The organism is Bacteroides sp. AF29-11 (genome assembly GCF_003602895.1).
Lineage (GTDB): Bacteria > Bacteroidota > Bacteroidia > Bacteroidales > Bacteroidaceae > Bacteroides > Bacteroides uniformis.
Window position 1 is genome coordinate 440,749 of record NZ_QTLY01000001.1, and the last position, 21,750, is coordinate 462,498.

The 21,750-nt window shown below is 43.9% G+C and carries 13 protein-coding genes; 9 read left to right on the forward strand and 4 right to left on the reverse strand.

Annotated elements, in window-relative coordinates; translation table 11 throughout:
• Nucleotides 1-51: 51 nt before the first annotated feature.
• From DWZ03_RS01645 to DWZ03_RS01655, 3 genes are all read right to left on the reverse strand, one after another.
• The gene (locus DWZ03_RS01645) at nucleotides 52-849 is read right to left on the reverse strand and encodes an inositol monophosphatase family protein (protein WP_009037656.1); all 798 of its coding nucleotides are present in this window, start codon (nucleotides 847-849) and stop codon (nucleotides 52-54) included.
• A gap of 11 nt (nucleotides 850-860) precedes the next feature.
• Nucleotides 861-1,334, reverse strand: a complete 474-nt coding sequence (locus tag DWZ03_RS01650; RefSeq protein ID WP_057258849.1) for a hypothetical protein — start codon at nucleotides 1,332-1,334, stop codon at nucleotides 861-863.
• A 110-nt stretch (nucleotides 1,335-1,444) separates the two neighbouring features.
• On the reverse strand, nucleotides 1,445-2,041 hold the full coding sequence (locus tag DWZ03_RS01655) for a DsbA family protein (RefSeq protein ID WP_057258851.1): 597 nt from the start codon (nucleotides 2,039-2,041) through the stop codon (nucleotides 1,445-1,447).
• Between the two features lie 461 nt (nucleotides 2,042-2,502).
• On the opposite strand from DWZ03_RS01655, the gene DWZ03_RS01660 reads away from it, so the two are divergent.
• The 4 genes from DWZ03_RS01660 (at nucleotide 2,503) to DWZ03_RS01675 (ending at nucleotide 10,908) form a co-directional block, all read left to right on the forward strand.
• Nucleotides 2,503-3,585 (forward strand): hypothetical protein, encoded by a 1,083-nt coding sequence (locus DWZ03_RS01660; protein ID WP_057258853.1) that lies wholly within the window; start codon nucleotides 2,503-2,505, stop codon nucleotides 3,583-3,585.
• A 62-nt stretch (nucleotides 3,586-3,647) separates the two neighbouring features.
• Nucleotides 3,648-8,129: a CHAT domain-containing protein gene (locus tag DWZ03_RS20125; RefSeq protein WP_229094623.1), complete on the forward strand. Its 4,482-nt coding sequence runs from the start codon at nucleotides 3,648-3,650 to the stop codon at nucleotides 8,127-8,129.
• 10 nt (nucleotides 8,130-8,139) lie between these two features.
• Nucleotides 8,140-10,209 (forward strand): tetratricopeptide repeat protein, encoded by a 2,070-nt coding sequence (locus DWZ03_RS01670; protein ID WP_120128576.1) that lies wholly within the window; start codon nucleotides 8,140-8,142, stop codon nucleotides 10,207-10,209.
• A gap of 219 nt (nucleotides 10,210-10,428) precedes the next feature.
• On the forward strand, nucleotides 10,429-10,908 hold the full coding sequence (locus DWZ03_RS01675) for a DsbA family protein (RefSeq protein WP_005830632.1): 480 nt from the start codon (nucleotides 10,429-10,431) through the stop codon (nucleotides 10,906-10,908).
• Nucleotides 10,909-10,979: 71 nt separating this feature from the next.
• On the opposite strand, the gene DWZ03_RS01680 is transcribed toward DWZ03_RS01675, so the two are convergent.
• A complete protein-coding gene (locus DWZ03_RS01680) occupies nucleotides 10,980-11,471 on the reverse strand; it encodes a 3'-5' exonuclease (RefSeq protein ID WP_005830635.1) in 492 nt (163 codons plus the stop codon).
• Between the two features lie 106 nt (nucleotides 11,472-11,577).
• Here DWZ03_RS01680 and DWZ03_RS01685 point away from each other — a divergent pair, with 106 nt between their 5' ends.
• The 5 genes from DWZ03_RS01685 (at nucleotide 11,578) to DWZ03_RS01705 (ending at nucleotide 21,662) form a co-directional block, all read left to right on the forward strand.
• Nucleotides 11,578-12,117, forward strand: a complete 540-nt coding sequence (locus DWZ03_RS01685; RefSeq protein ID WP_005834443.1) for an NUDIX domain-containing protein — start codon at nucleotides 11,578-11,580, stop codon at nucleotides 12,115-12,117.
• A 104-nt stretch (nucleotides 12,118-12,221) separates the two neighbouring features.
• On the forward strand, nucleotides 12,222-15,266 hold the full coding sequence (locus DWZ03_RS01690; protein WP_120128579.1) for a tetratricopeptide repeat protein: 3,045 nt from the start codon (nucleotides 12,222-12,224) through the stop codon (nucleotides 15,264-15,266).
• A gap of 15 nt (nucleotides 15,267-15,281) precedes the next feature.
• Nucleotides 15,282-16,913, forward strand: coding sequence for a TonB-dependent receptor (locus DWZ03_RS01695; protein WP_120128582.1), 1,632 nt, complete (start codon nucleotides 15,282-15,284; stop codon nucleotides 16,911-16,913).
• Nucleotides 16,914-17,058: 145 nt separating this feature from the next.
• On the forward strand, nucleotides 17,059-19,461 hold the full coding sequence (gene topA / locus DWZ03_RS01700; protein ID WP_005834437.1) for a type I DNA topoisomerase: 2,403 nt from the start codon (nucleotides 17,059-17,061) through the stop codon (nucleotides 19,459-19,461).
• 551 nt (nucleotides 19,462-20,012) lie between these two features.
• The gene (locus DWZ03_RS01705) at nucleotides 20,013-21,662 is read left to right on the forward strand and encodes a tetratricopeptide repeat protein (protein ID WP_165859842.1); all 1,650 of its coding nucleotides are present in this window, start codon (nucleotides 20,013-20,015) and stop codon (nucleotides 21,660-21,662) included.
• Nucleotides 21,663-21,750: the final 88 nt, after the last annotated feature.

Here is a 21,750-nt window from a genome sequence, read left to right on the forward strand (position 1 = left end):
TATAGTATTAAAAAAACGGCAACAGAGCAATACACTCCATCGCCTTGTTTGCTATAATGGCAAGACCTCACCTGCCAGCTTCAAGAACAACGGATGCAGCAGTCCGTTAGTGGCAATGATATGATGTCCGTCCAAAAAGGCGTCACTACCGCAAAAGTCAGTGATTCTTCCACCAGCCTCCAGCACCATCAGCGCCGCCGCAGAAAAGTCCCATTTGCCGATAAACGCCTCAAGCCAGGCATCAAAACGTCCGGCAGCCACATAGCAGATGGCAAGCGCAGCGGAACCGGTCATGCGGATGCCTGCCACACGCCCGTAAAGTTCATGAATCAAATGCTCACCGGTACGTGCATACCGGTCGGAATTATAAGGGAGTTCCGTCACTACAAAGGCATCCTCCACCTGCTGGACAGACGAGACCTCCATCCGTTCTCCATTCACATAAGCGCCACCTCCCTGCCAGGCATAAAAACATTCATCCCGGCAAGGGTCATAAACAACTCCCAGCAACAAAGAATCCTTGTCGCGCAAAGCGATGCTGACACAATAGGGAGCATTATCATGAATATAATTCGTTGTCCCATCCAACGGGTCCACTACCCAACAGTAGGGTTCATCGTGATAGACAGCAGAACCTTCCTCGGCTATAAATCCAGCCTCGGGAAGAAGTTCCCGAAGCGCAGCCACCACCCGCTTCTCCGACTCCTTGTCTACATAAGAGACATAATCATGGGCTTGTTTCTTCTGTACCGCTTCCCGGCTGAAGTTTTTCCGCTCTTCTTTCAAGAAATATCCGGCTTCACGGGCTATGCAGCAGACAGACTCTGTCAATATCTTCAAATCCTCCATTTCTCTACATATTAGTTCCCCGCAGCCTCTTCTGCCTGCCGGTAAATAAGCCGACCGCGCTGGCTGACCGTCCATCTTCCATCTTCCAAACGCACATTCTTTGTATCATCATCTTCCACATTCCAAACATATCCCCCCGCAGGAAGGCCACGGCGCTCCAGAATCTCATTCGGCATTTCTTCTTCCGAAAAGAACAGTTCCACTTGGGTAGAATCGGGACTGAGCACCAGAAACAACATCTTCTCCGCATCATCCACAGCGTTCATACGGACTCCTTTTTCCCACAGACGGATACAGTCTTTCTGAACCTCACTCCAGGTATATCCGGCAGATGCAATGCAACCATGCTTATCCTTATCACCACCAACGACATGTACCGTATCGGCTTGTCCAGCAACTTCCGCAGTCTTTCCACTCTTGCTACCACAAGCCACAAACAGTGCTCCGGCACATAGCAAGCACATAGATGTTCCTCTTACATTCATCTTTTCTCTTTTTAATTGCTTTTTGTTTGACAAAGTTAAGAACAAATCGGCAATTTAAAAAGTTTCTTTTTCATTATCATCAGTGCTCCGGCAGTATATACTAAGATTAATCAAGGCTTGAGATATACCACTGTCTTTCCACTACCATATTTACGGATGATCCCTTCTTCAAGAAATAGATTCAAATCCGCCACAGCCTGATGCTTCGCCCTTCCTGTCTGTTGTTCATAATCCGCACGGGTGATACAACCATACTTATCCAAATGTTGCAGTAGTTTTTGCTTTCGTTCCTCCTGAGTCAATTTAGAGTGGGAGACGTAAGGAGACGCTTTCCGTTCCAACCCCATCGTCTGAAAGCGTTTGCGGAATTTACTACCGATACGCAAATTCACATTCCGGAAATGCACGGACGGAGAGCGGATATCCTTTTTATCTGTCACAGTCTTGTCACACTTCAAGGACAAGGAGAAGAATCCCAGTTCGCCCACCTCCACAATCCATCCATCTGCCAGCCAGCTGTACAGTTCGTCCGTTATAGCCTGTAAAGTGCCGTCAAGGATGGCTGGACTGAAACCTGTAGCTTTGTGAACCAGTTCACGGAATTTGTCGGCAGGGATGGTCCCTTTGGGAAGGATACGTGCATGAAGCAAAGAGGCTTCACCATTTTCGTCCGGAGGACTCTGGTATAAATCATAATAAGCGCTCATAAGACATTAATGTATTGATTAGACAATTATAATCTTTGAATCAACTTTAATAAGTTATCCTTTCAGTAATTTTTCTTCGTTGCACCAGAGTCGTCTCTTCGTTAGACTATTGTTTAACGAAACGGCAACCATGATACAACGTAAAGACAAGCCTGCTTTAACGAATTAAAATCAGCCTTCAAAGGTAATGATAAAAGTAAAGTGAAAAATAAAAAAGGCATATTTCTATATTAAAGAAGAATATTTGTCACACTTAATCCCATTTTAAAACCGCATAACCACAGATACATCGCCAATAGTACATTTACATTCTAAACACTTTTGCAAAGTCCGTCACATTCCTATAAATTTGTAAAATACATGACAGTGATAGTGCATACGCAAATAATAATAACATAACTCTTTAATAGATGAAAAAGCCATCATTTCTTTTAATATTCTTGCTAAGTTCCATAACAGCATTGGCACAATCAGTAAAGTATGAAACATTCATTTACAGCAGTGACGACTTAGCAGATGAAATTCAAAGTTTATGTGAAGAAAGAAACTCTACCCGCAGTTATGTGGGAGATTTATTCAATGCCAGCAAAGAATCGGCTAAAGGTATTGCATCTGGTTACGTGACGTCCTTCATTGATTTGGGAGTAAATGCCATAGGCTCCTTGTTGACACGAAACTCGCGCCTAAAAGAGGAATGGGAGGAAACCGTCCGCAGTGAAAATGTATATACCACCCAAATCAGCACTGTATCGGAAATGAACGACTTCTATAAAGAAACTTCGTTCGATGGAGCGTTAGACCCCAAAGGCATGAGATTCGACGGAATAGGATGTTTGCGGAAAGAGGGTAATGATACTGTTTTTTATATCTCATGCCACATTGACCGAAGTAAAATCAGCCGTATCATAAACCACTCCAAATTTGAGCTGGCACTCGACACACTGATTATCTGTCCAACCCGTTCCAATTTGCCTAACTCCGTCTTAGACATTCCTTTTTCATTTGAAGAAAGGAAAAACTTCTGTCTCTCTATGACCATGAAGCTTACCTCATCTTGGATGAACGAGATTGTACAATTACAAAAGGACCAGGAATTAGGGGAGTTTTCATTGGAAATACCTGTCGATTCGAGCCAACTTGACAAGAATGGATTCTTTCGTTATGTACGGGAAGAGAACGAAACTCCCAAATACAAAATCAGAGGCGAAAGCTTCATTGTCCCTCGTTCTTATATGGGCTTCCGCGATGAAAACGATGAATACCGCATCAGCTTCGGTACCGGAGAATACAAGCTATCCATAGAATTGAAAGAGACTTGTGACATAACAGAACAATATCGCAAGAACTGGAAAAGAGACCGGAAACAAAGAAAAGCAATGGAACCTTCGGAAGACATATTGACGCGCAGCTGGCAGGTAGTATCCAGCCAACAATGGAATGAGCTGACCAAGCAATGGGTTATTACAACACTGAAAGCACCGGCAGACATCATTACCCAGGATGTAATAGATAAGTTGGGGTTTGAAGCAGAAACGAGATACTAAAACTTTCGTTATCTCGTCATGCGAAAATGCCATCAAGACAAAATACAATAATCAATCGGCGTATGAGACGAATTTTCTTTACCCTAAGTTTATTTATATGCATATATAGTCATTCACAAAATAAACAGGCACTGCTCAAATCAGATTCTCTCTTTGCCAAAGGGGTGGAGCTTTATAACCAAAAGGATTATAAAGCTGCCATTCCCCTATTTACTGAAAGCGATAAAATAGACAAAGCAGAACTTGATTCGACGAGTAACCGCAGGGAGTATTCGGCAATGTGGCTGGGGAGTTGTTACTATAAGCTGGGAGAAATACAAACAGCCCAAAAACATTACCAATATTACACTATTATTCCTGTAGACAGACGCTTGACCGTTCTATCGGATTCCCTTTCAGCCATCGGAGAGAAGTTCTTGTCAGAAGGCAATTTAGAAGCAGGAATTTCTGCAATAAAAGAGTGTGGAAAAAGTGAAAAAGAATGCATAGGAGAAAACCATCCATTCTATGGCAATACCTTAACTAATTTATTACCGTTATTTTGCATAACGGAAAATATTAAAGAAGCCACTACCTGCATTAAAGAAATCGTCCCCATCTATTTAAAAAATCCTGAATGGGGGAAGAAAATTGCCAACAACATCATACCCTTCGTCTTAGCTGTAAGAAACAAAATAAATTTCGATGATATCAAAGACATCATTGAAATTAACGATGCCGCAGCATTATTTGCCGAACCCTCAATGAATGCTCCTTTTAGTAGCGCAAATGACAGTATTTACGGGCTCATTATTCAGGCAGGCATAAATTTGCTTACCAATACCAACGACATTAACGGTGCTATAGAATTCGGTGAAGAAGCGTTGAAGAAAATTTCGGGACTTAACCGTAAGGGAAATGCAAACGAATATATCATAGCAACTTCTTTGGCAACATTATATGCGGGTAATATACTTATTCCGCAACCTTATGAAGTCAGAAAAAAAGGGTTAGCGCTATATCAAAGAGCATTAGACATCGCTTTAGAGAACTATGGGGAATACTCTGTGGAAACAGCGACGATTTATTTAAAACTCGGAAACTATTATATGAGAATGGAAGAAGAGCGTAGTTTTGACAAAGCCAAACACTGGTTACATAAAGCCTTCAACTCCAGACTCATTGATTCACTCTCCACAAATAAATATCAAACCAAGCAACTGATAGAGATATTTGCCAGCTCTTATCCTTTATTCAGTATCTTAAATGACGAAGAATACTTCCTGCAAACTGCAAAAAAAATCACTCAAACAAACAGCTTCAGCTTTTGTGAGAATCATCTGTTAATGGAGAGTATGGCAGAGGCTTATAAAGCATACAACATTGGAAAATACGACAAAGCTATTTCTATTTATCAGCAGCTTATAAATTGTTGTCCAGAGAAACAGAGCAAACAATGTTTATCATACATAAAGAGCAAAGCCTTTACTGAATATTTAAATCAAGAATATGATAAAGCAATAGCCGATTATCTTAGCATAAAAGATATTATGGCAGATAAAACAGTTGAGCCATCTATCTCTGCATATGCCCAAATGTTAGATTTACTATCTAACTGCTATCAAAGAATCAATGATTCTATACAATCCCGGAAATATGAGGACTTATCTTTAAAATTGAGAGAAGAAGCTATCCAAACCAATGACGGTGGAAATCCATACTACTTTTTTCAAGACAAACTAAGTGATATAGACAATATCATAAACATCTATGACACTAGGCGAGATTTTCGAAAATCAATAGATTTCCTGAAAATTAAGATAGATTCTATAATGAACCATACAGAAATACCCGATAAGAACATGGTATCGGACAACTATAGGCGAATAGGTGACAGATACGTATACTTATATGATTCGGAAAATGCACATCGGTACTTAAATAAAGCGATGACAATGATAACCGATACATTAGATGGGTATACATATGGAGGATTATTACATTCTTTTAGTCAGCTGTATAAAAAAGTATCCATAGAACCAGAGCTATCTCTACAACATAGTTTACATTCTGTTCAAGTTATGTCCGATTTTCTAATACGTAGTAAAGACAAACTCATGGCAAATCAAATTCAAGTGGAATTTGATATGATATGCAATACATGGGATAAATGCTATGAGTTATTTGACTATTTAGGGAATAGTTCAGACGCTCTTGCATGTTTGGATAAAAAAATGGACTTCATTGTTTCCATCAAAGGGAAAAAGCATCCTATGTATATACGGACAAAGTCGTATAAAATCAATAAAATGTTTCTACAATATGCATTCTCTGAAGAACGTGACATACAGAAATGCAGAGCACTCAATGATTCGTTATTGGCTATATTGGAACATAATAAAAACGATGTATACTATGATTACTCTGATATTGCAATGCATTATAGCATTATGAAAGACACCACAAATGCTATTCTATATCACAAGAAACACCTTGAAGAACTAAAAAGAGAACTATCCCCAAATCATACCAATAATGAGCGCTATATTGAAACCCTAACTGATATTGCCGAGCTGGAAGGTGAAGAGAACTACATAAAACAATTAAAAAATAATGTAGCCAAGAGTTCACAAATAGGGGAGTTAAGAAATTTACACTTCTGGTCATTATGCCGTCTGGCAGAACTATATCGCGACAAAGGAGAGTTGGCCACGGAGCAACAATATTGGGAAAAAGCTATCTCAGCAGATATCCATAACGAATATATCGGAAACGTATTTAAGTCCCTATTCGACAATTATATGAAACAGAATAAAGAAGACAGGCTACTTGCTTATTTCCGTCAAGGAACAAACGCTATAACAAACCGACTCAAAGAAAATTTTCGTAATGCCACAGAAGCAGATAGAGAACGTATTTGGGAGGATTATAAGCAAATTCCATATACATTAGGAGAATACCTATTATACAGATACCATCAAGGTATTTCGCCCGGAGAAGTCTACAATAACCTCCTCTTCCGAAAAAACATTCTATTGAATTCTTCAATCAGTGCCATTAACCTTATAAAACATGAAGGAGACAGCCTCTTGATAAAAAAATACGAAAGAATGTTATCTATTGAACAGGAGTTGGACAGAGGAGATTCATATATTCAAGAAGGGAACCGAAAAATTTCAAAAGAACAAGCTAAAAAAATTGCTGACAGATTCAACACTGAAATTATGCAAAGAGCTGCTATATTAGGAGATTTCACAAAAAGCCTGGAGTGCTCATGGCAAGATATTCAGAAAGAATTAAAGCCGCAAGATTTAGCCGTAGAGTTTACTTGTTTTCCTATAGGAAAAGACAGTATCATGTATGCTGCTATCACTCTAAAAAGCAAAGGGATGCCACAATTTATTCCACTGTGTGAACAAAAAAGCATAGAAGAAATAACTGATATTTATTCAACCTCCACTCTCTACAACTTATTATGGAAACCCATACTGACTTATTCAGGAAATCTCCCTAATATATATTTCACGCCTGACGGCATACTACATAACATTGGCATAGAGTACACCATGGCAGACAGCATCCCTCTACAAGAAAAATATAATTTGTACCGCCTCTCGTCTACCAGATTATTGGCACAAAATAAAAATAGAAATAACACAAAAAAAGCGATATTATACGGTGGTCTCCAATATGATGCAGATTCTGTGTCACTTATAAAAGAACATTTGAAATATGCAACAAGAAGTTATTCTCCAAATTTGGACACAATTGTAATTGATTCCCTTACTTTAAGAGGAGGTGTCTCCTACTTACCAGCTACTCTGACAGAGATAAAAAACATTCATGCTTCAATGCAACAAATCAATATCCAATCGGAACTTTATTCTGAACTGCAAGGTACTGAAGAATCATTCAAGTCATTATCAGGAAAACAAATAGACATATTACATATAGCAACGCATGGATTCTACGTGAACCAAAAGAGGTCTTCAGAATCCCCTCATACCTCAATAAACAAAGGAATGTCTAAAGAGAGTTCCTCTTTAAAACGAAGTGGATTATTGATGTCCGGAGCCAATATTGCTCTTAAAAAAGGTGCAAATTTAAAAGACGTTGAAGATGGAATACTTACAGCCCAAGAGATCTCCACTTTAGATTTACGAGGATTAGAACTAGCCGTTCTTTCAGCTTGCCAAACCGGCATAGGAGATATAGCAGGTGACGGTGTATTTGGCTTGCAGCGGGGTTTCAAGAAAGCCGGAGCCAACACTTTATTAATGAGTCTTTGGAAAGTAGACGATAACGCCACGCACTTACTGATGACTGAATTCTACAAAAATCTGTTAGCAGGAGAAAGTAAGTTCGAATCCTTACGCAAAGCACAGAAATATGTACGTGACTACGAAGAGGAAATTGAAATTACTCCAAACAAACGCTGGGAATCGCAAATCAGACAAAAAATGAATAAAAGCAAAGAGCCTGCTCCTCAAAAAATAAAGAAAATAAAGAGATATGCCTCCCCCTATTACTGGGCTGCATTCATTTTATTGGACGCAATTGATTAACTCTTAATTTATGAAAAACATGAAAAATTATTTAATGTGCATATTCCTTGCCGTATTTACTATCAGTATTTACGGGCAAAACCACAAGAATGCTGCGGACTATAGGACAGATGCAATAAATGGAAACGCGATTGCACAATTCTATCTCGGACAGAGCTACTTTAGGGGATGGGGTATAAAACCTGATACCATACAAGCCGTTTATTGGTGGCGAAAGTCGGCTGAGCAAGGAGATCCTACTGCACAAAACAATATGGGTGTAGCCTATAGTAATGGCTGGGGAAATTTAACCCAAAATAAAGAAACAGCCATCTATTGGTATAAAAAAGCGGCTGAAAAAGATTTGGCTCTATCACAAAAGAACCTTGGACGCATATATGAAGACAAAGAAAACTATGAAGAGGCTTTTATCTGGTATAAAAAAGCCGCCGAACACAATAATAGCCCGGAATCTTATTATGCACAAAGCCGCTTAGCCTATTTACTGAAAAACGGGTTAGGAGTCACAAAGAATTACCCCGCCGGAATGGCATGGACAAAACGAGCAGCTAAAAACGGGAATGCAAGCGGACAGATTTCGCTTGCAATCTCTTATGAATACGGCATAGACAACATCTTGAGAAAAGATGGGAATTCAGCGTTATATTGGTACAAAAAGGCTGCTCTCAACAAAGACATTGGAGAACTCCAGAAGTCTATAGCAGAAGCTGCCATAGAAAGATTGGAAGAAGCGGGATTCAACGGACAGAATACTCTCCTCAAAATGATACCGGACTATAAACCATTCTACACTGCACCTTCGGAAAGTGAACAGAAAAGCATGCATGAATCTGTTCGCAATAGCACGGTAGAGTGGGGAAAAACAATAGGAGGGGAGGCTTCTCTAGGACAAACCCAAAATGATGAAATAAATGGATTCAGGGTAGAATTCAAAGAAGATAATATTAAAATTGGCTTTACTAAAAACTCAGAATTCACTTTATTCATCTATATTCAAGAAGATGACATAATAGTTAAAAATGGCTCTGAAAATGGTGTAGAATACAACCGAAACACCGGAAAACCGTATATGCTGCTCCGCCCCTACAGTTATGAAATAGAAGCCAAAGAATATCCCGGACAAATATTTGAACGGACAAACTACACAAACGGGAATAAATATTGGGGAGAAACCTATAATGGACAACGCCACGGATACGGCATTCATATCTGGGAAAATGGGAATATGTGGTTCGGCCCTTGGAAGGATGGTGAAAGAAATGGATACGGCGCTTACTTTGATATTACGGCACACACCATTCAGTCAGGAAAATGGATTGGAAATGAATTGATAGCCGGTACTTCTTATATCTGTAAAGAAAAAGCGGAACCGGTTCTTCCAGCCAGAACCAGAACCGTTTCAAAACCATTTTCCTATAGCGGTACTGTTCGCTATATAAATTTACCGACCAGCTCATACATGTCATACATCACAGAAGCCATCAACAAATGGGGGAAATGCCGTACCGGAGCAATCACTATGTATGGAGCAGGAGTAGGAGTGTATGGGAATAGTGGATATGCCTACACCGGCAGTACTCCCAGCAAGCTTAAAAAACGTATAGAAGAAGCCAACAGCAGCAATGCTGAAATAACAGACATCAACATCACTGAAAATGGCAACTATGTAATTATCTTAGGCGGTTCAGGGTATTGGACTCTTGGTTATCCGGATGCATTCCTCAAAAAACTGGAACAATATCGTACAGGAGATTTAAGAGACGACAATATTCTTTCGGCCTGCTTCAATGATAGAGGAGAATGGGTAGTTATCACGGACAAGCATTACAGCTATTCAAATGAAACCATCAAAAATTTCATACTGAAAGCCGAAGAACTATACGAAGAGGTTTACTATGCCTATATTACCAATTACGGGATGATAGCTTGCTGCAAAAACGGAGTATATTACAAAAACATTCCATCCAATTTGGCAGAGGCATTGAAGAAACTCACATTCAAGCCCAAAGTCATCAAGTTTACAGACAATGGATTGTACTTGATTACAGATGGAGAATCACAAAATTATTATTTTATGTAATCACTCATTTTTTTTAAATATAGGCAATAGGTTATAGCATAGGACTTTCCATGTCGTCAAATGGCTAAATACAACGTTAAAAAAAGTCGTTCAGTCCCGTTAAAGCACCATGCCGTTTTTAAGTGTTGTAACTTCGCACCGTGGTCACAAAGAAATAGGTCTCGCTAACTGACGAGTGAACGAAACCGCAAGTAACAACCATTAAAAACAAAAAACATTATGGCATTTCGTTATGTAGTAAAAAAGAGAATGGTAGGCATTGGTACCAAAACCGAGAAGTATGTAGCTGCTTCTTATTCCGTAGCAAATATTGATTTTGATAGATTATGCGACCAGGTGACCAGTCAAGGGATGGTGCCAAGAGGTATCGTAAAAGCCGTATTGGACGGTATGATTGACGCACTCTGCACCTATGCCAGCATCGGTGCAACCGTACGGCTGGGAGACTTCGGAAGCCTCCGACCGGGATTGAACGGCAAAAGCCAGGAGGATGCAAAGTCTGTAACGGCTGATGTCGTTTACCGCCAGAAACTGATTTTCGTGCCGGGACAACGTTTGAAGAACATGATGAAACAATCGGGTATCACACGATTGGTAACCGGCTCTGAAATCGTGCCGGACAATGAAGAAAATCCCGGAGGAAACGAAAGCGGAGGCGGCGGCAATGATGGTGACCAAGGTGAAAATCCATTAGGATAAACTGATAGAGTTTTATCAAGGAAACAAACAATTCCACAGAGGAGGCTTCATGACAAGTCTCCTCTGTTTATTTATATGACCTGTTTCGCTATCCATGCACAAGCCTCAGCATCAGCCAACGCATGATGATGATGTTCCAACTGATAGCCACAGCAAACAGCCACTGTATGCAACTGATAGTTAGGCAATCCCTTTATAGCACGACGTGATGCCTGCAAAGTACAATAAAACTCATAATCCGGATAATCCATGCAGTAAGTACGGAAAACAGCTTTCAGGCAGCTTTCATCAAAGGCCTTGTTGTGCGCTACCAATGGCAAGCCTTCAATGCGTGGAGCTATTTCCTGCCACACAACGGGAAAGATAGGAGCATCCTGGGTATCTGCCAACGTCAGACCATGCACGCGGGTATTCCAATAAGTGTAATACTCCGGTTCGGGACGGATGAGGCTATAATAATGGTCCACAATCTCTCCATCACGTACGATAACCACTCCTACACTACAAACGCTGGTACGCTGTTCGTTGGCCGTTTCAAAATCAATGGCAGCAAAATCTTTCATCCGATATGGTTTTATAGTCGCCAAAGATACGAAAAATTCACTCTGTTCCTTTCATTCTACACCTGGTTTCCATTATCTTTGTCCCCCGGACAAAGGCTAAAATATCATGGAACATCCACTTTCGCAATTCAAATATTGTCCGAAATGCGGTTCAGCCCATTTCGAAGTTCATAACGAGAAGTCGAAGCAGTGCGCCGACTGCGGTTTCGTCTACTACTTCAACCCCTCTTCCGCCACCGTCGCCTTGATACTGAACGAGCGCGACGAGCTGTTGGTGTGCCGCCGCGCCAAAGAGCCTGCCAAAGGGACGCTGGACCTCCCCGGAGGCTTCATCGACATGACCGAGACCGGTGAGGAAGGCGTTGCCCGCGAAGTAAGAGAAGAAACCGGCATGAAGGTGGCAAAGGCCGAATATCTCTTCTCCCTACCCAATATTTACATCTATTCCGGCTTCCCCGTACACACGCTGGATATGTTTTTCCGTTGTACGGTGGAGGACACCTTGCACTTCGAGGCGATGGACGACGCGGCAGACCTCTTCTTCCTCCCCTTAAAAGATATCCGTACGGAAGAGTTCGGACTCGGCTCCATCCGCAAAGGAGTGGGTATCTTCCTGGAAGACATACGGAAGAACAAAAGTGAATGATTATTCGTTCCTATTATGGTATATATCCTAAAAAAGCCAAACAAGTGTAACATTTCCGGGTTAAAACCCGTATTTTTGTAAAATACCTATTCTAACAAAAGAAGATGAAACATAAAATCTCCCGAATATTGTGCACAGCACTCTGTTGCGCACCTTTACTCGCCTCAGCACAAACAAGCGAGAAGAGTACTTCTCCCAAGCGACTCTACCAGGAAGGACAAACGCTGTTCCAGCAAAAGGCCTATGCTGCCGCCATCTCCCCGTTGCAAGCCTATGTACGCCAGATGAATGCAGACGGCAAGCCTCTGCCCGATACCGGCGAGCGGCAAGAAGCGGAATACATGCTCGTATGCGCCGCATACGAGCTCAGAGACCCCAAAAGCATAGACCTGCTCCGCGCCTTTCTGGACGAATATCCTGATACTCCCCATGCCAACCGCATCTATGCATTAATCGCCTCCTCCTATTTCTTCGAAGGCAATTATGACGATGCCCTCGCCATGTTCAACTCCGCCCGCCTCGACCTTCTGGGTACCGAGGAGCGTGACGACATGACCTACCGCCTTGCCACCTGCTATCTGAAGACGGGCAATGTAAAGGAAGCAGCCATCTGGTTCGAGACCCTGCGCAGTACCAGCAGGAAATATTCAGCGGACTGTGCTTACTACATCTCTTATATCCGATATACCCAAGGACGGTATGACGAAGCGCTCAGCGGTTTCCTGCCTCTGCAGGACAATGCCAAGTACAAGAACCTGGTCCCCTATTACATCGCCGAAATCTACTTGTTGAAGAAACAGTACGACAAGGCAGAAATTGTAGCGCAAAATGCTTTGTCGGCCCACCCCGACGGTCTGAGCTACACGCACACGGCGGAGCTGAACCGCATCCTCGGTACAGCCGAATACCATTTCGGGAAATATCACGAAGCCATAAAGTCCTTCGAGCAATACCTGGAGCACAATGCCGAATCTGCCACTCATAGAAGAGATGCCCTCTACATGCTGGGTATGTCCTATTATCAATGCGGCGTGTATTCCCAAGTTCCTGCCATCCTTGGCGAAGTGACTACCGAGAACGACGCTCTCTCCCAAAATGCCTACCTGCACATGGGACTGGCTTACCTGCAACTGGCCGACAAGACCAAGGCACGTATGGCCTTCGAGCAGGCTGCCGCTTCCAATGCCGACCCGAAAATCAAGGAACAAGCCGCCTATAACTACGCCTTATGCATTCACGAGACCTCCTATTCCGCTTTCGGCGAATCGGTGACCGTCTTTGAGAAATTCCTGAACGAATTTCCAAACTCTCCTTATGCCGAGAAAGTCAGCAACTACCTGGTGGAAGTATACATGAATACACGCAGCTATGATGCCGCACTCAAGTCCATCGACCGTATCTCCCATCCCAGCAAAGCCATTCTGGAAGCCAAACAAAAGATTCTGTTCCAACTCGGGACCCAGTCTTTTGCCAACACGCAGTTCGAACAAGCCATCGGTTACTTCAACCAAAGCGTCACGTTGGGGCAATACAACCTCCAGACCAAGGCAGACGCCCTCTACTGGCTCGGCGAGTCTTATTACCGCCTGAACCGGATGAGAGAAGCCGCCCGCAATTTCAACGAATATCTGTCACTCACCCGGCAGAGGGATACGGAGATGTTCGCCCTTGCCTACTATAACCTGGGCTACATCGCTTTCCACCAGAAAGACTATTCGACGGCAGAGAACCGTTTCCGCAACTTTGTCCAACTGGAGAAAGGTGAAAATCCGACCGCATTGGCAGATGCCTACAACCGTATCGGTGACTGCAACCTGCACGTCCGCCGCTTCGACGAAGCCAAGCAATACTATACAAAAGCAGAAAGCCTGGGAACACCTGCCGGCGACTACTCCTACTATCAGCTGGCCCTTGTAGCCGGCCTGCAAAAAGACTATTCCGGAAAGGTTACTTTACTGGACCGCCTTGCCGTCAAATATCCCAATTCGCCTTATGCCATCAATGCCCTTTACGAAAAAGGGCGCTCCTACGTACAGAGCAACAACAGCCCCCAAGCTATCACCGCCTTCCGCGAATTGCTCGGCAAGTATCCCGAGAGTCCCGTCAGCCGTAAAGCAGCTGCAGAAATCGGCCTGCTTTACTACCAGAACGACGACTATGACCGTGCCATAGAAGCCTACAAACATGTAGTCACCCAATATCCCGGAAGCGAGGAAGCCCGCCTTGCCATGCGCGACTTAAAGTCCATCTACGTAGATGCCAACCGCGTGGATGAGTTTGCCGCCCTTGCCGCCCAAATGCCGGGAGAAATCCGCTTCGAACCCAGTGAGCAAGACTCGCTGACTTACATCGCTGCCGAAAAAGTATATATGAAAGGCGAAGCCGCACCTGCCAAAGAGAGCTTCACCCGCTATCTGCAAAGTTATCCGGGAGGCGCTTTCAGCCTGAATGCACACTACTACCTCTGCGTCATAGGCAAAGAGCAGAAAGATGACGAGGCGGTATTGGAACATGCCGGAAAACTGCTGGAATACCCCGATAACCCATATTCTGAAGAGGCTTTGCTGATGCATGGAGAAATTCTGTTCAACCGCCAGCAATATGACCTGGCATTGGCCGACTACAAGAAATTGCAGGCCAAAGCCACCACGGCAGAGCGCCGCCAGCTTGGCGCTATCGGTGTACTGCGCTGTGGAGCACTGATGCATGATGATGCGGAAGTCATCAACGCCGCCACAGCCTTGCTTGCCGAAGCCAAGCTGTCTCCGGAGCTCCGGAACGAGGCGTTGTACTACCGTGCCAAGGCATACCTCAACCAGAAAGCCGACAAGAAGGCAATGGATGACCTTCAGCTGCTGGCCAAAGACACCCGTACCCTTTATGGAGCCGAAGCCAAATATCTGGTGGCATTACAATGGTACAATGCCGGTAATTATGCCTCTGCAGAAAAGGAAATCCTTAATTTCATCGACCAGAGCACACCGCATGCCTACTGGCTGGCACGCAGTTTCATCCTTCTGTCTGATGTATATGTAGCCATGGACAAGAAGCTCGATGCACGCCAATACCTATTGAGCCTGCAGCAGAACTACCAGGCCGACGACGATATAGCAAGCATGATTAACGAAAGACTGGAGAAATTGAAGTAAGAAATATAGCACATTATGAAAAAGAAACAATATATCCTCGCAGGAACTATGCTTGTCTCCCTCTCTTTGGGAGCACAAGCCCAGACACAACCCCAAGACACCACCATGAACCGTACGGTAGTCGTGGAACAAGAATATAATCCGGACATCATGGACGCCTCCAAAGTGAACGTGCTTCCCAGGGTGGAACCTCCTACCGTCAGCAAAAAGGCGGTGGAATATGACGCCACCCTGATGCCGGCAACCCATATCCCGGCAGGTATCATGCAAGCCTATACCGGAAAAGAGACGCAGGCGAAAGCGCTGCCCGGATATGTACGCTTGGGATACGGTAACTACGGTAACCTCGATGTACGCGCCAACTACCTCTTCTCTTTATCCCCCAAAGACCGCCTCAACCTGACATTCACAATGGATGGCATGGATGGCAAACTGGACTTGCCGGATAATGGCGGGAAGTGGAATTCATTCTACTACCGTACCCATGCTGCCATGGATTATGTACATGCCTTCAGCAAAGTCGATTTGAATATTGCCGGAAAGTTCAACCAAAGCAATTTCAACTTCCTGCCCGACTTCGTCAGCAACAAGCAGAAATTCGTTTCGGGTGATGTACATTTCGGGGTAAGTTCCACGAGCGACGATATGCCTCTCCAATTCCGTGCCGAAACCAGTTTGTTGGTCTACCAGCGCCAACACGACCTCATGGTGAGCAATATCAAAGAAAATATCGTGCGTACCAAAGCCGATGTCACCGGTTCCATCTCCGATGAGCAGACCATCGGCATGGCTTTTGCCATGGACAATACATTCTACAGCGACGGACGTTTCGAGAATCACACCGACGTAGACTTCAATCCATACTATCTCTTTCAGAATGACGACTGGAAAATACGTCTCGGCGCACACGTCGACCTGGCTTTCGGCTTCGGCAAGAAGTTCCGCGCCGCTCCCGACGTAGAAATACAATACATCTTCTCGGACAGCTACATCCTCTACGCACAAGGTAAGGGAGGACGGCTACAGAACGATTTCCGCCGTCTGGAAACCATTACGCCTTATGGCATTACAAACCAGCAGCTTGACAATACCTACGAACAGCTCAACGCAGCCATCGGCTTCAAGGCAAGTCCGGTCAGCGGATTGTGGTTCAACCTATACGGCGGGTATCAAGATTTGAAAAACGACCTGATTGACACTCCGACTGTCAAGTCCGACGGGATAAGCAATGTTTTCCTCACAGAAGACACCAAGAACCTCTATGCCGGAGCCGACCTGAGCTACAACTACAAGGATGTTTTCTATCTCGCCGCCAATGCCGTCTATCGCCATTGGACAACGGACTCAGACGGTTCTGATGTCGTAGTAAGTTTCAAACCGGCCGTAGAAGGCAATCTCAATCTCAAGGTACGCCCCATCTCCCCACTGCTTGTCGGCATCGGCTATCAGCACATCTCACGCCAAGGCGTGGAGGGCAACAAGGCAGACCCCGTCAGCAATCTCTATCTAAACGGCAGCTACGAACTCTTCAAAGGAATCTCCGTGTATGCGCGCGTGAACAACTTGCTGAACAAAGATTACCAGTACTACTGGGGATACCCTTCAGAAGGTCTCAGTTTCTTAGGTGGAGTAAGCTTCCTCTTTTAATAGAGGTAGCACAAGCCGAAGCTCTAATTTGAACAAAAAAGGTCATTTTTGCTAAATTCTCCTTATATTATAAGGTGGGAAGAATCTTTTTTTCCTACTTTTGCGGGCGAATTCAGTGGCGGGAGTCACTAAAAAACAGAAATTTATGCAGAAAAACCTTGTCATAGTCGAGTCTCCGGCGAAAGCAAAAACCATCGAGAAATTCCTTGGAAAAGATTTCAAAGTCCTTTCCAGCTACGGCCATATACGTGATTTGAAGAAAAAAGAATTCAGTATTGACGTAGACAAAGACTTCAAACCGCATTACGAGATACCGGCGGATAAAAAGAAACTCGTAACCCAGTTGAAAGAAGAAGCCGAGCAGGCAGAAACCGTATGGCTGGCTTCCGATGAGGACCGCGAAGGGGAAGCCATCGCATGGCACTTGTACGAAGTGCTGAAACTGAAACCGGAACACACCAGACGTATCGTCTTCCATGAAATCACCAAAGGTGCCATCCTGAAAGCGATAGAAAATCCCCGTGACATTGACATCAACCTGGTCGATGCCCAGCAAGCCCGACGTATCCTGGACCGTATCGTAGGTTTTGAACTTTCACCGGTATTGTGGAAGAAAGTGAAACCTGCCCTTTCTGCAGGCCGTGTACAGTCCGTAGCCGTCCGTCTCATTGTAGAGCGCGAACGCGAGATACATGCATTCCAAACCGAAGCATCCTACCGTGTTACCGCCGTATTCCTCGTTCCGGACACTGACGGCAAAACAGTGGAAATGAAAGCCGAACTGGCGCACCGGCTCAAGACAAAGGCAGAAGCCCGGAAATTGCTGGAGAGCTGTAAAGCAGCTACGTTTACCATCAGCGACATCACTACCCGTCCGCTGAAGAAAACTCCCGCCGCCCCGTTCACCACCTCTACCTTGCAGCAGGAGGCTGCCCGCAAACTGGGATTCACCGTGGCACAGACCATGATGGTGGCGCAACGTCTGTACGAATCCGGATTGATAACCTACATGCGTACCGACTCCGTCAACCTTTCCGAACTTGCCGTCAACGCCAGCCGTGAAACCATCTCCAACCTGATGGGCGAACGTTACGTACACAACCGCCACTTCGCCACCAAGACCAAAGGAGCGCAAGAAGCCCACGAAGCTATCCGCCCCACCTATATGGAGAATGCCAAGATAGAAGGTACCCCGCAGGAAAGAAAGCTGTACGACCTCATCTGGAAACGTACCATCGCCTCGCAGATGGCAGATGCCGAAGTGGAAAAGACAACCGTAACCATTGCTATCAGCAACGAGACGGAGACTTTCACTGCAACCGGCGAAGTGGTGAAATTCGACGGTTTCCTCCGTGTCTACCGCGAATCATACGATGATGACGTAGAAACCCAGGAAGATGAGGCACGCCTACTGCCCCCTCTGAAAAAAGGACAGAAGCTCGAACATGAAGGTATCACTGCTACCGAACGTTTCACCCAACACCCTCCCCGCTACACGGAAGCAAGCCTTGTGCGCAAATTGGAGGAACTGGGTATCGGACGTCCGTCTACCTATGCTCCTACCATTTCCACCATCCAGCAACGCGAATACGTGATAAAAGGAGAAAAAGCAGGTGAAGAACGCACCTACAATGTGCTTAACCTGCAGGGTAATGAAATAACGGACAACAACCATACAGAAATCACCGGAGCCGAAAAGTCAAAACTGATGCCGACAGACACCGGTATTGTGGTCAATGACTTCCTGATAGAGTACTTCCCGGACATCCTTGACTACAACTTCACAGCGAGCGTCGAAAAGCAATTCGACGAAATAGCCGAAGGTGACAAGCAATGGACCGCCATTCTGAAAACATTCTATAAGAAATTCCATCCTTCGGTGGAGAACACGCTTGCCGCGAAAACCGCCCACAAGGCAGGCGAACGGATTCTAGGAACAGACCCCGTCAGCGGAAAACAAGTGTCTGTAAAAATCGGACGTTTCGGCCCAGTAGCACAGATAGGTACTGCCGAAGATGAGGAAAAGCCCCGTTTCGCCCAGGTAAAAAAAGAAATGTCCATCGAGACCATTACGCTGGAAGAAGCGCTGGAGCTGTTCAAACTTCCCCGTACTCTCGGAGAGTACGAAGGCAAGAATGTAGTCGTAGGTGCGGGACGTTTCGGACCTTATATCCAGAACAACGGCTTGTATGCCTCATTACCCAAGACAATGGACCCGATGACTGTTACGCTGGAAGAAGCTATTGAACTTTTGCAAAAGAAACAAGAAGCAGAAGCCCAGAAACATATCAAGAAGTTTGAGGAAGAACCGGAACTGGAAATCCTGAATGGACGCTATGGCCCTTACATCGCTTATAAAGGCAGCAACTACAAGATTCCTAAAGACATCATCCCTCAAGACCTGAACCTTCAGGCTTGTCTGGAAATTGTGAAACTGCAAAGCGACAAGGATACGGGCAAGTCTAAGCGGACTGCAAAGGCGGTGAAAGCAACGAAAACTACGAAAACAACCGCCAAAGCAACTGCCAAAACGAGCAAGACGAAATAGGATGAAGCCGATTTACTCTTCCTTTCATATCGGAAGAGTTTCGGACAATCCGAAAGAAGCCCAAGGTTCAGAGTACCTAAATACTTTTTTGTACAACCAGAGTTTTCACGGTATTTGTCATCTCTGCATGCCCGATTCTTCAGGCACGGATGATGCGGATAAAGAAAGCCAATAGTGCCACTGCAACATCACTGCATATCTTATGCAGTGTCACTGCAATAGTGTTGCAGTGGCGCTGCAAAAGGCGTGCAGTAGTTTTGCAGTGGAGTTGCACTGATTATCAACTTCTTATTTTACCCACATAAAATGAGGGAAAAGATTTATCTACATAAAATGGAGGAAAACACTCCTTTAGCCAGTTTTTGTAAAAAAGCCTTGTGTCTTCGTTAAATATTGCATATATTCGCCGTGCATGCAAGATGGATAAGTAAAACTCAACCGTCAAGATGCAAAAAAGACAATATACCATGAAGCAAATCAACCTTTTATCGGCACTCCTGCTGCTATGCCTCTATGCCTGCAACAACAAACCATATCCTCATACTATGCAAGTGGCAGATAAATTGGTATATAGTAATCCGGACAGTGCCTGCCTATTGCTGGAACAACTCCGTGACAGTATCACTACAGAACCCAAAGCCACACAGATATATTACCAACTACTGAACATAAAGGCCAGAGACAAAGCCTATATTACACATACCTCTGACAGCCTCATCCTGGAAGTTCTGCATTATTATGAAGATAAAAAAGACAAAACGCATTTACCCGAAGCATATTACTATGCCGGGCGAGTATATGCCGACTTAGGAGATGCCCCACAAGCATTAGACTACTATCAGAAAGCAGCAGAACTGTTGGAAGGAAGTACGGATTACCGATTGCAGAAAGTGATTTATAGTCAAATGGGAGAATTGTTCCTTTATCAGGGAGTATATGAAGAGGCGATGAAAACATACAAAAAAGCTTATCGGTATAGTGCATTGACCAAAGATGAAAGAAGTATAATTGTCAACCTCTGCAATATAGGGACAACTTGGATGGCTTTCGATAAGCAAGACAGTATTTTACACTATTATACACTTGCACTAGCACAAGCCGAGAAGAACAAAGATAAAGAATCAATAACCATGATGCACTATCGCTTCATTGATCTATATATCCAACTAAAGCAATACGATTCAGCCAAAGCCATATTGCAAACGGTCATACTTTCTACACCACCACAAGAAACAGCGCAATATGCAACCGTTGCAGCTTCATATCACGAAATGGGGAAATTTGATTCTGCACAGCACTACTATAATATCATGCTGAAGAGTGATAATATCTATGCCCTACAAGCCGCTCATTGGGGATTAGCAAAAATCTCAGAAAGAGATTCCAATTGCTCTTCCATTTTATATCACCTCCAGCACTACAATGAATTGACCGATTCCATCAAAAACATTACAGACAGCGAAAGTATCCGTAAAATGCAGTCACTTTACAATTATCAACTACATGAAAAAGAAAGTAACCGATTAAAAAACCAAAGTACCCGCCAACAGTTCTGGATATTATCTTCACTCTTGACATTAAGTATTCTGGTGCTTGTCTTCCTTATTTATTTTTACACAAACAAACAAAAGAAAGCCCGTTTGGAGAATAGCTTGAAAGAGCTGAAACGGCAAAAAGAGGAGCAGTACCAAAGAAGTACACAATACATTGAAGACAATAAGCACAAAATAGCGCTATTGGAAAAAGATTTGCAAACAACCAATCAGAGCAACAATGCTATGCAAAAGCTGCTCTTGGCACAAAAAGAGCAGATACTTCACATGAACTGCAAAATAGAAGCAGACCAAAAAGAACAATCCTTAGCCGAAATAGCCTTTCGCCAATCCGATATTTACTGCAAATTCAAAGATGCCGCTAACGACAATAAACCTATTGATGCCCAAGACTGGGAAATGCTACGCATCAAAGTGGATCGTTGCTATAAAGATTTCACAGCACGCCTGCAAGCCATCTACCCCGTAAGCGACATTGAAATGAAAATCTGCCTATTACTCAAAATAGGAATCAACGTAACAGGTATCGCACAGCTTACCAGAAGAACTAAATCAGCCATTGTCTCTGCCCGCAAAAAGCTGTATGAAAAGACACACGGGGAAGTTGGCAAACCGGAACAATGGGACAAAATTATTCAGTCGTTATAGATGCCTATATAAAAAGGTACAGTTATACACACAAAAATCGCACAAAATAGCACGTCAAAACAAGAACCGCACAAAAACCGCACAGTTC